This window comes from Chiayiivirga flava (assembly GCF_014202825.1).
GTDB lineage: Bacteria > Pseudomonadota > Gammaproteobacteria > Xanthomonadales > Xanthomonadaceae > Chiayiivirga > Chiayiivirga flava.
The window spans coordinates 482918-497197 of sequence record NZ_JACHHP010000003.1; the positions used below are offsets into that span (position 1 = coordinate 482918).

Below are 14280 nucleotides of genomic sequence, written 5' to 3' on the forward strand. Positions count from 1 at the left end.
AATGGCGTCCGCGCCGGACGCCGCCGAGCCCGCGCCCGCGTCGCCGTTCGACGCCGCCGACGCGCGCTGGATGCGCCATGCGCTCGATCTTGCCGCGCGCGCCGAAGCGCAGTTCGACGAGATCCCGGTCGGTGCGGTGCTTGTGGGCGCCGACGGCGCGCTGCTCGCGGAAGGCCACAACCGCACCATCGGCGACCACGATCCGACCGCGCACGCGGAAATCGTCGCGCTGCGGGCCGCCGGTCAGGCGCTGCACAACTACCGCCTGGTCGGCACCACGCTGTACGTGACGCTGGAACCGTGCGCGATGTGCGCGATGGCGCTCGTCCATGCGCGCGTGGCGCGCGTGGTGTACGCCGCGCCCGACCCGAAGACCGGCGCCGCCGGCAGCGTATTCGATCTGCTCGGCTCGCCACGCCACAACCATCGCATCCGCATCGATGCGGGCCTGCTCGGCGACGAGGCCGGCGCGCGGCTCACCGCGTATTTCCGGCGCAAGCGCGGCAAGAGCGTCGCGCCGTAGCGCGGCGCCGTGGCTCGTCAGGCCGGCGAAGGCGCCGCGGCGTGGATTCGTCGCAGCCGCCGCAGCCGTCGCAGCTGCAGGGTCGCGATCACCAGGAACACGAGAAAGGTGCCGCCGACCAGCGTCTTGAGCTTCGGATCGTCCGGGCCGGTGATGTACGGCGCGTCCACCGGCAGCCGCACCAGCGTTTCGTTGAAGCCCGGGATGAAGTGGAAGAACACCGTCAGCGAGAACGCGAGGGCGGCGAAGCAGTCGCGCCAGCTTCCCGGCGCGGCGCCGCGCTCGGCGACGATGGCTGCGGCGAGTGTGAGCAGGGTGACGATGCTCAGCACATGCGCTTCGTTGAATCCGCCGTGGCGGAAGATGAACAGGCCGGTGATGGCGGCCGCCGCGGTCCACGCGACGTACGCCTTGCCCAGGCCCGTGTTCCAGCGGATGTCGCGCCGGCGCACGAGGTAGGAAAGACCCAGGCCCAGGGACATCAGGCTGATGGCGGTGTGGAACAGCCCGAAGGCGGTAATGCCGAGCATGCGCGTGAGCCTCGCTGGGTGCCGGTTGCGCCGCGGCCGGGGCATCGGCGGCTGCCGCGGAACAACATTGAAGAAAAGAGCGGAATCGCTCGGGCGCGCCACGCCGTCGCGCTCCGTCGGCAGCATGCGCCCGGCGCCGGGGCGGAACATCCGCTGATGCGGGGACCTGTGAGGCACCCGTTCGGGTGACGACATCGCCCTGCATCGTGGCGGCAGCGTGTCCGCCGCGGTGCTGCGAACTTGCGCGCTACGCGTCGCGGACGCCGCCGCGTCCGGACTCGTACCATCGCCTGGAGCGCCTGACGATGTGGACCACCGACAGCATCACCGGCACCTCGATCAGCACGCCGACGACGGTGGCCAGCGCCGCGCCCGACTGCACGCCGAACAGGCTCACGGCGGCGGCGACGGCCAGTTCGAAGAAATTGCTTGCGCCGATCAGCGCCGACGGTCCCGCCACGCAGTGCGCCACGCCGAGCCTGCGGTTGAGCAGGTACGCCAGGCCCGAGTTGAAATACACCTGGATCAGGATCGGCACCGCGAGCAGGGCGATGACCAGCGGCTGTTCGAGGATCTGCCGGCCCTGGAAACCGAACAGCAGCACCAGCGTCAGCAGCAGCGCCGCGAGCGACACGGGTCCGAGCGCTGCCAGCGCCCGCGCCAGCGCGGCCGCGCCGCCGCGTGCAAGGATCAGCCGCCGCACGATCGCCGCGATGACCACCGGCACCACGATGTAGAGCAGCACCGACAGCAGCAGCGTGTCCCACGGCACCGTGATGGCCGACAGGCCGAGCAGCAGCGCCACCAGCGGCGCAAACGCCACCACCATGATCGCGTCGTTGAGCGCCACCTGGCTCAGGGTGAAATTGGGTTCGCCGTCGCACAGGTTGCTCCACACGAAGACCATCGCCGTGCACGGCGCGGCCGCGAGCAGGATCAGGCCGGCGATGTAGGCGTCGATCTGCTCCGCCGGCAGGTAGGGCGCAAACAGGTGGCGGATGAAGATCCACGCCAGCAGGGCCATCGAGAACGGCTTGACCGCCCAGTTCACGAACAGCGTCACGCCGATGCCTTTCCAGTGCCGGCCGACCGTGCGCATCGCGCCGAAGTCGATCTTCAGCAGCATCGGAATGATCATCAGCCAGATCAGCAGCGCCACCGGCAGGTTGACCCTGGCGATTTCCATCGCGCCCAGGCGCGCGAATGTCGGTGCGAAGACGTGGCCCAGCGCCGTGCCCACCACGATGCAGGCCGCGACCCACAGGCTCAGGTAACGCTCGACGACCCCCATGCGTGGCGCGGAGACGCGAGACTCAGTCACGGGTTGTCCCCGCCTGGATCGCACCGATGCGATCGAGCGCCGGTCCGAGCGCGTCGGGCTCGGACCACACCGCGTCGGGAAGGTCGATCAGGGCACGCAGACGCGCCTTGATCGTGGCGTGCGCCTGCGCGAACGCCGCTGCCTTGTCCGCATCGCTGCCCTCGACGGCGGCGGGATCGGGCAGGCCCCAGTGGCTGCGGTGGAAGTCGCCGAAAAACACCGGACACGCTTCCGCCGCGGCGCTGTCGCAGACCGTGACCACCACGTCGAGCCGCGGTGCACCGTCGCCGGAAAACGCGTCCCAGGACTTGCTGTGCAGGCCGGCGGTCGCGATGCCCTCGGCCTGCAGCTGCGCGACGGCGAACGGATGGATGCGGCCGGTGGGCTGGCTGCCGGCGCTGAACGCTTCGAAGCGGCCGCGCCCCCAGGCGTTGAGGGTGGCTTCGGACAACACGCTGCGGGCGGAATTGCCGGTGCAGACGAACAGGACGCGATGCGGCATGGCGGGGGACTCGGGAGGGGCGGGCAGGGGGGCAGGGGCGCAGCCGCCGACCGGAGCGCAGGTCATATCGCCCGAGCCGGCGCAGCAGTTGCGCGTCAGGTACTCGATCAGGCCGTTCATCGCAGCGTAGTTGGCGCGGTAGCGCACGTAACGGCCGCGCGACTCGCCGTCGACCAGGCCGGCCTGGCTCAAGTCCTTGAGATGGAACGACAGCGTTGCCGGCGGAACCTGCAGCGCCTCGGCGATTTCGCCGGCCAGGCGTCCGGCCGGACCGGCCTCGACCAGCAGCCGGAACACCGCGAGCCGGGTGGCGTGGCCGAGCGCGGTCAGGGCCGCCAATGCATGTGTCGTTTCCATTGTTGTAGAATAATCGAATCTTCTTGGAGGTTTCACGTGTCGGCCGAACTTCCCCATCTCGATCCCCGCCGTCTGCCTGTCGTGGATCCGGCACTGCTGGCCCCGCCCGGCGGCAGCACGCATCCGCCCCGCATCCTCCTCCTGTACGGCTCGCTGCGGCCGCAGTCCTTCAGCCGCAAGCTCGCGCTGGAAGCCGAACGCCTGCTCCGCCATCTGGGGTGCGAGACCCGCGTCTTCGATCCGCACGACCTGCCGGTGCTCGACAGCGTCGCCGCGGACCATCCGAAGGTGCGGGAGCTGCGCGCGCTGTCGCTGTGGTCCGAGGGTCAGGTGTGGGTGAGCCCGGAGCGTCACGGCGCGGTCACCGGCGTGTTCAAGAACCAGATCGACTGGCTGCCGCTCGAGGACGGCAGCGTACGCCCGACGCAGGGACGTACGCTGGCGGTCATGCAGGTGTGCGGTGGTTCGCAGTCGTTCAACGTGGTCAACGCGCTGCGCGTGCTCGGGCGCTGGATGCGCATGGTGACGATCCCCAACCAGTCCTCCGTGGCCAAGGCCTGGCAGGAATTCGACGCCGACGGCCGCATGAAGCCGTCGGCGTTCTACGAGCGCGTGATCGACGTGATGGAGGAACTGGTGAAGTTCACCTGGCTGGTCCGCGACCGCAGTGCCTACCTCGTCGATCGCTACAGCGAACGCAACGGTGCGAACGCGTCGACGGTGCTCACGGCCGCGGCGGGCGTGGTGGAACCCCGACCGCTGGCAGCGGACGACGAGCCGCCTCCGAAGCAGATCGCATGCAAGCCACCGGTTGCCGGCGCGCGGGCGTGCTGCGCGTGACGATGACGCCGTTCCCGCCCCCGCGCATCGACGCCGCACGCGCGGATGACCTGCAGCCCATTCACGCCCTGCTCGTGTCGGCCGGTCTGCCGATCGACGATGTCGATATCGCGTTGCTCGCGGATTTTCTCGTGGTCCGCGGCGCGGGCGGTGTGGTCGGTGTCGTCGGCCTGCAGCGTGCCGGCGACGCCGCGCTGCTGCGGTCGCTCGCGGTCGCACCGCAGAGGCAACGATCGGGCCTGGGTGCTGCGCTGGTCGATGCCGCGGAAGCCGCCGCCGAGGCGCGCGGGATTGCCGCCCTGTTCCTGCTGACGACATCGGCCGCGCCATTTTTCGCCACCCGCGGCTATGCGCAGATCGAGCGCGCCGCGGCGCCGCCGGCGATCCGATCGACCGCGCAATTCGCGCAGCTGTGCCCGGCGTCGTCCGTGTTGATGGTCAAGCCCGTGCAGCGACGGCCACGCTGACGTTCGATCCCGCCGGTGCGGTTGCCCGGCGTGCAACGCAGCCGCTGCCGCGCCGCGCGCTGCGCCCATTATTTCCGCGACGCGCCGTAGGTGGAGATCTCGATCCGGTTGCGTCCGCCGCGCTTGGCCGCGTACAGGCGGGCGTCCGCGCGGCGCAGCAGGTCCTGCGCCTCGCACGGCGTGCCGGTCGGCACGATGTGCAGGCCGATGCTGATCGTCAGATCCACGCGGTGCGGGTCGGTGAGGATCGGGCGTTGCTCGATGCCGGCGCGCACGCGTTCGGCCACGGCCATCGCGGCGTCGGCATCGATGTGCGGCAGCACGATGGCGAATTCCTCGCCGCCGTAGCGCGCGAGGATCGCGTCGTCGTTCGCCACCGCCTGCGACAGGGCCGCCGCCGTCGCGCGCAGGCAGGCGTCGCCGACGGAATGGCCGTAGCGGTCGTTGATCGATTTGAAGTGGTCGATGTCGATCATCATCAGCGCCATCGGCGTGCGCTGCGCGTCCACGTCGCGGCAGACGCGCGCCAGCGCATCGTCCAGGTGGCGGCGGTTGTACAGGCCGGTGAGGCCGTCGCGGCGGGAGAAATCGTCGAGCCGGCGGTTCGCGTCCTCCAGGTGCTGCAGCGCGGCGTCGAGATCGGCGGTGCGCGCCTGCACGCGCGATTCGAGTTCGCTGCGCGCTTCACGCTGGATGCGCTCGTTCTCCGCGGTGAGCGCGTTGATGCGGTAGGCCAGCGCCAGCGAGAGCAGGATCATTTCCGCCGCCGAGCCGATCTGGATGCTGTATTCGGTGAGCGGCACCTTCGGCAGGATGCCCAGCGCCACCGCGGCGTAGATCATGGTGCCGATCAGCAGGATGCTCCACGCCAGCGCGAACTGCCGCGCCGGCGCGTACGAGCGCATGCTGCCGAACGCGGCGATCAGGATCACGGGCGCCACCGCCAGCGACAGCAGCGTCTGCAGGCGGATGACGACGCTGTACGGCGCGACCAGCGCGGCCAGCGCCAGCGCGAGCGCAAACGCCATGCACAGGCGCAGCAGCAGGTCGAACAGCGGCGCGCGTCGTGCAAGGTCGAGGAAGCGGCGACTGAACTGCATCACCGTGATCATCGAGAACGACACGCTCAGCAGCGTTGCAAGGTTGCCCCAGTGCGGCCACTGCGGCCACAGGTGCTGGAACGCGAGGCCGTTGAGGCACAGCAGCATCAGGCAATAGCTGGCCCCATACAGCGCGTACCAGAGGAAATTGCCGTCGCGCACCGAAGCGAACAGCAGCAGGTTGTAGAGCGTGAGCGCGACGAGGATGCCGTAGTAGAGGCCGAGCAGGAGACGGCTGGTCAGTTGTCCGGCGAGATAGGCGCGCGGATCGGCCAGCAGCAGGGGCACCTGCATCGAGCTCTGCGACTCGACGCGCAGGTAGAACGTCGCCGACGCGCGAGGCGCAAAATCGACGAGGAAGTTGAGGTGGCGATCGGCCAGATCGCGCGTGGCGAACGGCGTGCGGTCGCCGCCGTCGCGCCGGGTGACGGTGCCGGCGGCATCGATGCGGAACAGGGTCACGTGATCGAGCAGGGCATAGTCGATGACGAGGACGCGGCGCACCGCCTCCGGCAGGGTGTTCTCCACCTCGAAGCGGAACCAGTACGCCCCCTGCGCATAGCCGAACGTGGTTTCGCCGGGCGCGAGCGCGCGGAAACGCGCCGTTGTTCCCGGCGCGCGGACGGCGTCGAGATCTGCGGCATGGTCGGCGTTTTCGAGCACCTGCGTGGCGGGGGTGAGGTCGAGGACGGGCGGCGTGCCCGCGTCGAGCAGTACGCGCGCGTCCGCGTCCGGACACGCGCCCAGCAGGAGCAGGCACGCAAGCGCGCCAGCCCGCAACAGCTTCATGGTGAGGTCGGTGACTCTGGATTCCCGCTGCGAGCATACGCAGGTATCGCCATGCGGAGTGCACGGATTCGCGCGCAACTGCCCGCCGACACAAGAGTTTGCAGCTCCGGAGGCAGTCGGCGCGAAAGATGTTTGCCATTGTAATAGCGCATTAATACAATGCGCGTCCCGCCCCGGACCACGCTGCGAATGAAGCGCCGCGCCCTGCAGCCCGATGCCGCCCCCACCGATGCGCTCGACGCCTTGTGCGATGCGCTGCTGACCGCGCGCTCGCGCGCCGACGTGCGCGCGCTGCTGGTCGACCTGTGCACGCCGGCGGAACTCGAAGCGCTGTCGGACCGCTGGCATGTCATCCCGCTGCTGCTCGACGGCCTGCCGTACCGCGAAATCCACGATCGCACCGCCGTCAGCGTGACCACCATCGGCCGCGTCGCCCGCTGCCTGATGCACGGCGCCGGCGGCTACCGCAGCGCGGCCGCGCGCCTGGGCCTGGCCGATCCCTCCATCCTGTCCGCCACCGGAATCGACGCCCGATGAGCAACAAACCCCGCGACCGCCTGCGCGTCGCCACGCAGAAATCCGGCCGGCTCACGGATGCCGGCCGCGATCTGCTCACCCGCTCGGGGCTTTCGTTCCGCGAAAGCCGCGACCGTCTGTTCTGCTACGGCGAATCGCTGCCGATCGATCTGCTGCTGGTGCGCGATGACGACATTCCGGGCCTCATCGCCGAGGGCACCTGCGATCTCGGGTTCGTCGGCCGCAATGTGCTGGAAGAGCAGCGCCTGGAGCGCACGCGCCGCGGCGAGGCGGCGCCGTTCCGCGAACTGCGCGCACTGGGATTCGGGCGCTGCCGGCTGTCGATCGCCGTGCCGCAGGACATGGCCTGGGCCGGTCCGCAGAGCCTCGCCGGCCTGCGCATCGCCACGTCCTATCCGCAGCTGCTCGGCGACTGGCTCGATCGCCACGGCATCGCGGCGCAGGTGGTGATGCTGTCGGGTTCGGTCGAAATCGCGCCGCGTCTGGGCACGGCCGAAGCGATCTGCGACCTCGTGTCCTCCGGCGCCACGCTCGCGGCAAACCAGTTGCGCGAGGTGGCCACCGTGCTGGACAGCGAAGCGGTGCTCATCGGCCCCGCGCAGCCGTTCGCGGACGAACGCGGCGACCACGCCGACCTGCTGCTGCGCCGCCTCGACGGCACGCTGCAGGTGCGCGACAGCAAGCTGCTGATGCTGCATGTGGATCGAACCGCGCTCGACGCCGTGATCCGTCTGCTGCCCGGCATCGACACCACGCCCATCGTCACCGCCCTCGACGGCCGCAGCGATGCGGTGGCGCTGCAGGCCGTCTGCCAGGGCGCCATCACCTGGCAGCACCTGGAAGACATGAAACGCGCCGGCGCCCGTTCGATGCTCGTGCTGCCGGTGGAGCAGATGCTGGCTTGAAGTCGGGATTCGGGATTCGGGATTGGTGATTCGAGATTCGAGATTCGACAATCCCACGCCCGCCATCACGAAGTCACCGCGACCCTTGCTTCAGCTCTTGCGAATCACGAATCACCAATCACGAATCACGAATCACGACCCAACCAATGCACATCCACGACTGGAACGCCCTCGACGAACCCGCCCGCGACGCCTTGCTGCGCCGACCGGCGCAGCGCGATGCGTCGGCGCTGCGCGCGGACGTGGCACGCCTCATCGCGCAGGTGCGCGCCGACGGCGACAGTACGCTGCGGGCGCTTACCCGGCGCTTCGACGGCTGCCAGCTCGGGCCGCTCGACGTCACCGAGGAGGAATTCGACGCGGCCGAGGCCCGGGTGCCCGCCGATCTGCGGGCCGCCATCGTTGCCGCGAAGGCGCGCATCGAAGCCTTCCATCGCGCCGGCATGGCGCAGCCGTACGTGATCGAAACCGCGCCCGGCGTGCGTTGCGAGCGGGTGCTGCGGCCGATCGCGCGCGTCGGCCTGTACGTGCCGGCGGGCTCGGCGCCGCTGCCGTCGACCGCGCTGATGCTCGGCGTGCCGGCGCAGCTGGCCGGGTGTCCGCAGGTCGTGCTGTGCAGTCCGCCGCGTGCCGACGGCAGTGTCGATCCGGCCGTGCTCGCGGTCGCGCGGCTGTGCGGCGTCAGGCGCGTGTTCAAGCTCGGCGGCGTGCAGGCGATCGCGGCGATGGCCTACGGCAGCGACACCGTTCCGCGCTGCGACAAGCTGTTCGGACCGGGCAACGCATGGGTCACCGAGGCCAAGCAGCAGGTGTCCACCGACCCGGACGGCGCCGCGATCGACATGCCGGCCGGCCCATCGGAAGTGCTGGTGATCGCCGACGCGGGCGCGGACCCGGAATTCGTCGCGGCCGACCTGCTGTCGCAGGCCGAGCACGGTCCGGACTCGCAGGTGCTGCTGCTCAGCGACAGCGATGCGATGCTGGCCAGCGTGGCGCGGGAAATCGCGTCGCAGGCGCAAACGCTGCCGCGACGCGAGATCGTCGATGCGGCGCTGGCGCACGCGCGGCTGGTGCGGGTGCGCGACATCGCACAGGCACTGGACGTGTCCAACCGCTACGCGCCGGAGCATCTGATCCTCGCGCTGCGCGAACCGCGCGCGTGGATCGATGCGATCGAAAGCGCGGGCTCGGTGTTCCTCGGCGACTACGCACCCGAGGCGCTCGGCGACTACTGCAGCGGCACCAACCACGTGTTGCCGACCTACGGTTTCGCACGGGCATGGAGTGGCGTGTCCGTGGCGAGCTTCCAGAAGTCGATCACGCTGCAGCAGGTCGACGCCGAGGGTCTGCGCGGCATCGGCGGCGACGCCGCGACGCTTGCGCGCGTGGAGCAGCTGCACGCGCACGAGCGCGCGGTCACGCGCCGCCTTGTGCGCATCGCGGAGACGCCGGCATGAGCGTGCTCGACCTCGTGCGGCCGGATCTGCGCGACTTCGCAGGCTACAGCTCGGCGCGCCGCGCCGGTGTCGGCGGAACGGTGTGGCTCAACGCCAACGAAAACCCGTGGCCCGGTCCGGTGGACGCCGGGCAGGGCCTGAACCGCTACCCGCAGCCGCAGCCGGCGGCGTTGCGCGACGCGCTCGCCACGCTGTACGGCGCGGCGCCGGAGCAGGTGCTGGTCGGCCGCGGCAGCGACGAGGCGATCGACCTGCTGGTCCGCGCCCTGTGCCGGCCGCGGATCGATGCGGTGGTGATCGCGTCGCCGGTGTTCGGCATGTACGCGGTCAGCGCGCGGTTGCAGGACGCGCCGCTGGTCGACGTGCCGCTGATCGACGGTGCGGATGGATTTGCCGCCGATCTGGATGCCATCGGCGCTGCCGCGCTGGCGCGCGGTGCGCACCTGGTGTTCCTGTGCAGCCCGTCCAATCCGACCGGCGAGGCCGTGCCGCTGCAGGCCATCGCGGCACTGGCGCGCCGCCTCGATGGCCGCGCGGTGGTCGTGGTGGACGAGGCCTACGGCGAATTCTCCGACCAGCCATCGGCGGTGTCGCTGCTTGCGACGCACCCGAACGTGGCGGTGCTGCGCACCCTGTCGAAGGCGCATGCGCTTGCCGCCGCACGCATCGGCACGCTGATCGCGGCGCCCGAGCTGATCGCCGTGCTGCGCAATTGCCAGGCGCCGTATCCGCTGCCGACACCGTGCGTGACGCTGGCGCTCGATGCGCTGGCGCCCGCGTCGCTCGTGCGCACGCGCGAGCGTGTGGCGCGGCTCGTGGCCGAGCGCGAGCGCCTGCGCGTCCGGCTCGCCGATGTCGCCGGCGTGCGCCGCGTGTACCGCTCGCAGGGCAACTACCTGCTGGTGCGGTTCGACGACACGGACGGCGCGTTCGCACGCCTGCTCGCCGCCGGTGTCGTGGTGCGCGACATGCGCGCCAACCCGGCGCTGCACGACGCACTGCGCATCAGCATCGGCACGCCCGACGAAAACGACGCGGTGATCGCCGCCCTGCACACCGAACGAGCCGCCGCATGACCCGCATCCTCTTCATCGACCGCGACGGCACCCTCATCGAGGAGCCGCACGACTTCCAGATCGATGCGTACGAGAAACTCCGCTTCGTGCCGAACGTGATCCCGGCGCTGCTGCGGCTGCGCGATGCGGGGTTCGAGTTCGTGCTGGTGACCAACCAGGACGGCCTGGGCACCGACAGTTTCCCGCGCGCGACCTTCGAGGGCCCGCATGCGCTGATGCAGCAGATCCTCGCCTCGCAGGGCATCGTGTTCCGCGAGGAACTCATCGACACGAGCTTTCCGCACGAGAACCTACCGACGCGCAAGCCGGGCATCGGCCTTGCGCTGCACTATCTGCGCGACCGTTCGATCGATCTGGCGGGTTCCGCGATGGTGGGCGACCGCGATACCGATCTCGAATTCGCCGCCAACCTCGGCGTGCGCGGCTTCAAGCTCGGCCCGGGCCTCGACACCTGGGACAGCATCGCGCACGTGCTCGCCGATGCGCCGCGCACGGCGGCGGTGGCGCGCGCGACGCGCGAGACGCGCATCCGCGTCGAGGTGGACCTCGATCGCAGCGCCGAGCCGCGCATCGCCACCGGGCTCGGCTATTTCGACCACATGCTCGAACAGATAGGCAAACACGGCGGTTTCGCGCTCACGCTCACCTGCGAGGGCGACCTGCACATCGACGAGCACCACACGGTGGAGGACAGCGCGCTCGCGCTCGGTCAGGCGCTGCGCCAGGCGCTGGGCGACAAACGCGGGATCGGTCGTTACGGCGCCGCGGCCCAGGCGGCGGACGCGACGCTCGGCGACCTCGACGCTCGCGGCGAGATCCTGCTGCCGATGGACGAAGCCATCGCACGCGCCGCGCTGGATTTTTCCGGGCGCCCGTATTTCGTGTTCGACGGCGTCTTCCCGCGCGAACGCGTCGGCGAACTGCCGACCGAGCTCGTCCCGCATTTCTTCCGCTCGCTGTGCGAAACCGCCGGTCTCAACCTCAACCTCACGGTGCGCGGCGACAACGCACACCACATGGTCGAGGCCTGCTTCAAGGCCACCGCGCGCGCGTTGCGTCAGGCAATCCGCCGCGACGGGCGCGAGCTGCCCAGCACCAAGGGCACGCTGTGAGCGGCGTGGTGCTCATCGATGCCGGGGGCGCCAACATCGGCTCGGTGCGTTATGCGCTGCAGCGCCTGGGCGTCGACGCGCAGCTGAGCGGCGACGCGGCGACGATCCGCCGCGCCGAGCGCGTGATCCTTCCGGGCGTCGGTGCCGCGGCACCGGCGATGGAGCGGCTGCGCGCACTCGACCTGGTCGACACGATCCGCAGCCTCACCCGGCCGCTGCTCGGCATCTGCCTCGGCATGCAGCTGCTGTTCGAGCACTCGGACGAGGCGGGCAGCATGGCGACGGAGGGCGCCGGCGTGGCCTGCCTCGGCCTGCTGCCGGGCACGGTGACGAAGCTGCCCGCGGCCGCCGGCATCCGCATCCCGCACATGGGCTGGAACACGCTGCTGCCGCGCCGTGCCGACGCGCTGCTCGACGGCATCGCCGCGGGCGACCATGCCTATTTCGTGCACAGCTACGCCGCGCCGGTCACCGACGACTGCATCGCGACGTGCGCCCACGGCACGTCGTTCGCCGCCGTGGTGCGGCGCGGCCGTATCGCCGGCGCGCAGTTCCATCCCGAGCGATCGGCGCAGGTCGGCGCACGCATCCTGCAGAATTTCCTTCGCATGGACTTCGAATGAGCCTCACCGTCTATCCCGCGATCGACGTGCGCGAACACCGCGTCGTGCGCCTGCGGCAGGGCGACTACGCGCAGGAGACGCGCTACGCCCACAATCCGCTCGAGCTTGCGCAGCACTATGCCGCCGCCGGCGCAACGTGGCTGCATCTGGTGGACCTCGACGCCGCGCGCCACGGCGGCTACACGCTGTCCCCGCTGGTGCGCGCGATCAAGGCCACCACGCCGCTGCGCGTGCAGACCGGCGGCGGCGTGCGCGACGAAGCCGACGTGCGGCATGTGCTCGACGCCGGCGCCGACCGCGTGGTGCTCGGCAGCGTGGCCGTGCGCGACCCGGCACGCGTGGCGGGCTGGATCGCAGGGTTCGGTGCCGAGCGCATCACCGTCGCGCTCGACACGCGGCAGGACGCCGACGGCATCTGGCGCATGCCGCTGCACGGCTGGACCGAAACCTCGCCGACCACGCTCGACGAATTGCTGCACGTCTACGCCGCCTCGGATCTTCGCCACGTGTTGTGCACCGACATCGGGCGCGACGGCATGCTCGCCGGCCCGAACCTTGCGCTGTACGGCTACCTGCGCGAACGCGCGCCGACGCTGCAGCTGCAGGCGTCCGGCGGCGTGCGCGATGTCGGCGACGTGCGCGCGGCCGGCGCCACCGGCTGCGCCGGCGTCGTGCTCGGCAAGGCCCTGCTCGACGGCCGCCTGGACCTGCGCGAGGCGCTCGCATGCTGAGCCGGCGCATCGTGCCGTGCCTGGACGTGCGCGACGGCCGCGTGGTGAAGGGCGTGCGCTTCCGCGATCACGTGGACATGGGCGATATCGCCGAGCTCGCACAACGTTATCGCGACGAGGGTGCGGACGAGCTGGTGTTCTACGACATCGCGGCGAGTCCCGAAGGTCGCAGCGTGGATCGCGGCTGGGTCGAGCGTGTGGCACGGCTGATCGACATCCCGTTCTGCGTGGCCGGCGGCATCCGCAGCGTCGACGACGCTCGCGCGGTGCTGCATGCGGGCGCGGACAAGGTGTCGATCAACACGCCCGCGCTGCAGCGGCCGGCGCTGATCGGCGAACTGGCCGATGCGTTCGGGGTGCAGTGCGTCGTGGTGGGCATCGACAGCCAGCGCGATGCGGACGGCCAGTGGCGCGTGCGCGCGTTCACCGGCGATCCGTCGATGACGCAGGCGCTGCAGCGCCGCACTCTCGATTGGGTGGAGGAGGCGCAGGCGCTCGGCGCGGGCGAGATCGTGCTCAACTGCATGGGCGCGGACGGCGTTCGCGGCGGCTACGACATCGAGCAGCTGCGTGCCGCACGCGCCGTGTGCCGCGTGCCGCTGGTGGCGTCCGGCGGGGCCGGCGAGATGACGCACTTCCGCGATGTGTTCGAGCAGGCCGACGTCGACGCGGCACTCGCGGCCAGCGTCTTCCATTCCGGGTCGATCGCGATCCCGGCGCTGAAACGGTCGCTGCGCGCGGCAGGCATCGAGGTGCGGGCATGAGCCCGGTCGCGTTCGACGGCGACATGCTCGACTGGGCAAAGGCACCGGACGGCTTGCTGCCGGCCATCGTGCAGGATGCGTCCACGCACCGCGTGCTGATGCTCGGCTACATGAACCGCGCGGCGCTCGCGGCCACGCTCGCGAGCGGCCACGTGACGTTCTTCAGCCGCAGCAGGCAGCGGCTGTGGATGAAGGGCGAGGGCAGCGGGCACGTGCTGTCGCTGGTGTCGATCCGGGCCGATTGCGACGCCGACACGCTGCTCGTCCAGGCGACGCCGCGCGGACCGACGTGCCATCTGCAGCGGACCAGCTGTTTTCCGGATGCGCCGGGCGATGCCTTGGCGGACCTCGATGCGCTGATCGCGTCGCGCAGCGTCGAGCGGCCGTCGGGAAGCTATACGACGAAGCTGTTCGACGCCGGCGTGAAACGCATCGCGCAGAAAGTGGGCGAGGAGGGCGTCGAGACGGCACTGGCCGCCGTCGCCGGCGACGACGCGGAACTGCGCAACGAGTCCGCCGACCTGCTGTACCACCTGCTCGTGGTGCTGCGCGCGCGCGGGCTGGGGCTGGTCGACGTACTGGAGACATTGCGCGACCGGCAGGGGTGATCGGATCGGCGCGGCGCGTGAACGTCGTGGCTCCGGCA

16 protein-coding genes and 1 pseudogene are annotated in these 14280 nt (G+C 70.6%); 12 read left to right on the forward strand and 5 right to left on the reverse strand.

From position 1 onward, the window contains the following. Position 1 precedes the first annotated feature (1 nt). A complete protein-coding gene (gene tadA / locus HNQ52_RS10555; RefSeq protein ID WP_183961099.1) occupies positions 2 to 523 on the forward strand; it encodes a tRNA adenosine(34) deaminase TadA in 522 nt (173 codons plus the stop codon). A 17-nt stretch (positions 524 to 540) separates the two neighbouring features. On the opposite strand, the gene HNQ52_RS10560 is transcribed toward tadA, so the two are convergent. The 4 genes and pseudogenes from HNQ52_RS10560 to HNQ52_RS16905 form a co-directional block, all read right to left on the reverse strand. Beyond that, positions 541 to 1053 (reverse strand): DUF2306 domain-containing protein, encoded by a 513-nt coding sequence (locus tag HNQ52_RS10560; RefSeq protein WP_183961100.1) that lies wholly within the window; start codon positions 1051 to 1053, stop codon positions 541 to 543. Positions 1054 to 1300: 247 nt separating this feature from the next. Beyond that, the gene (gene arsB, locus HNQ52_RS10565) at positions 1301 to 2344 is read right to left on the reverse strand and encodes an ACR3 family arsenite efflux transporter (RefSeq protein ID WP_183961188.1); all 1044 of its coding nucleotides are present in this window, start codon (positions 2342 to 2344) and stop codon (positions 1301 to 1303) included. Positions 2345 to 2366: 22 nt separating this feature from the next. Beyond that, on the reverse strand, positions 2367 to 2876 hold the full coding sequence (locus HNQ52_RS16900; protein ID WP_221282040.1) for an arsenate reductase ArsC: 510 nt from the start codon (positions 2874 to 2876) through the stop codon (positions 2367 to 2369). 45 nt (positions 2877 to 2921) lie between these two features. Beyond that, positions 2922 to 3233: pseudogene (locus HNQ52_RS16905) on the reverse strand (ArsR/SmtB family transcription factor); the annotation flags it as partial. Here HNQ52_RS16905 and arsH point away from each other — a divergent pair. Further along, positions 3219 to 4073, forward strand: a complete 855-nt coding sequence (gene arsH, locus HNQ52_RS10575; protein WP_183961102.1) for an arsenical resistance protein ArsH — start codon at positions 3219 to 3221, stop codon at positions 4071 to 4073. The pseudogene HNQ52_RS16905 and the gene arsH sit on opposite strands and share 15 nt — an antisense overlap. Further along, entirely contained in the window at positions 4031 to 4540 is a 510-nt protein-coding gene (gene arsN2, locus HNQ52_RS10580; RefSeq protein WP_221282023.1) for an arsenic resistance N-acetyltransferase ArsN2, read from the forward strand. Before arsH ends, arsN2 begins: the two co-directional genes overlap by 43 nt. Before the next feature lie 68 nt (positions 4541 to 4608). On the opposite strand, the gene HNQ52_RS10585 is transcribed toward arsN2, so the two are convergent. Then, positions 4609 to 6429, reverse strand: coding sequence for a sensor domain-containing diguanylate cyclase (locus tag HNQ52_RS10585; RefSeq protein ID WP_183961103.1), 1821 nt, complete (start codon positions 6427 to 6429; stop codon positions 4609 to 4611). A 189-nt stretch (positions 6430 to 6618) separates the two neighbouring features. Between HNQ52_RS10585 and HNQ52_RS10590 the strand changes: the two genes are divergently transcribed. The 9 genes from HNQ52_RS10590 to hisIE all read left to right on the forward strand — a co-directional run bounded on the left by HNQ52_RS10590 (position 6619) and on the right by hisIE (position 14242). After that, positions 6619 to 6966, forward strand: coding sequence for a YerC/YecD family TrpR-related protein (locus HNQ52_RS10590; protein WP_183961104.1), 348 nt, complete (start codon positions 6619 to 6621; stop codon positions 6964 to 6966). Then, positions 6963 to 7871, forward strand: a complete 909-nt coding sequence (gene hisG, locus HNQ52_RS10595) for an ATP phosphoribosyltransferase (protein ID WP_183961105.1) — start codon at positions 6963 to 6965, stop codon at positions 7869 to 7871. Before HNQ52_RS10590 ends, hisG begins: the two co-directional genes overlap by 4 nt. A 146-nt stretch (positions 7872 to 8017) precedes the next feature. After that, complete coding sequence (hisD, locus tag HNQ52_RS10600) at positions 8018 to 9328, forward strand: histidinol dehydrogenase (RefSeq protein ID WP_183961106.1); 1311 nt, start codon at positions 8018 to 8020, stop codon at positions 9326 to 9328. After that, positions 9325 to 10404: a histidinol-phosphate transaminase gene (hisC, locus tag HNQ52_RS10605; RefSeq protein WP_183961107.1), complete on the forward strand. Its 1080-nt coding sequence runs from the start codon at positions 9325 to 9327 to the stop codon at positions 10402 to 10404. The genes hisD and hisC overlap by 4 nt, the downstream gene beginning before the upstream one ends. Then, positions 10401 to 11516 (forward strand): bifunctional histidinol-phosphatase/imidazoleglycerol-phosphate dehydratase HisB, encoded by a 1116-nt coding sequence (hisB, locus tag HNQ52_RS10610; RefSeq protein WP_183961108.1) that lies wholly within the window; start codon positions 10401 to 10403, stop codon positions 11514 to 11516. Before hisC ends, hisB begins: the two co-directional genes overlap by 4 nt. Next, on the forward strand, positions 11513 to 12139 hold the full coding sequence (gene hisH / locus HNQ52_RS10615; RefSeq protein WP_183961109.1) for an imidazole glycerol phosphate synthase subunit HisH: 627 nt from the start codon (positions 11513 to 11515) through the stop codon (positions 12137 to 12139). The genes hisB and hisH overlap by 4 nt, the downstream gene beginning before the upstream one ends. After that, entirely contained in the window at positions 12136 to 12870 is a 735-nt protein-coding gene (gene hisA / locus HNQ52_RS10620; RefSeq protein WP_183961110.1) for a 1-(5-phosphoribosyl)-5-[(5-phosphoribosylamino)methylideneamino]imidazole-4-carboxamide isomerase, read from the forward strand. The genes hisH and hisA overlap by 4 nt, the downstream gene beginning before the upstream one ends. Then, a complete protein-coding gene (hisF, locus tag HNQ52_RS10625) occupies positions 12864 to 13634 on the forward strand; it encodes an imidazole glycerol phosphate synthase subunit HisF (protein WP_183961111.1) in 771 nt (256 codons plus the stop codon). The genes hisA and hisF overlap by 7 nt, the downstream gene beginning before the upstream one ends. Continuing rightward, positions 13631 to 14242 carry a bifunctional phosphoribosyl-AMP cyclohydrolase/phosphoribosyl-ATP diphosphatase HisIE gene (gene hisIE, locus HNQ52_RS10630; protein ID WP_183961112.1) on the forward strand — a complete coding sequence of 204 codons (612 nt, stop codon included), beginning with the start codon at positions 13631 to 13633 and terminating at the stop codon, positions 14240 to 14242. Before hisF ends, hisIE begins: the two co-directional genes overlap by 4 nt. Positions 14243 to 14280: the final 38 nt, after the last annotated feature.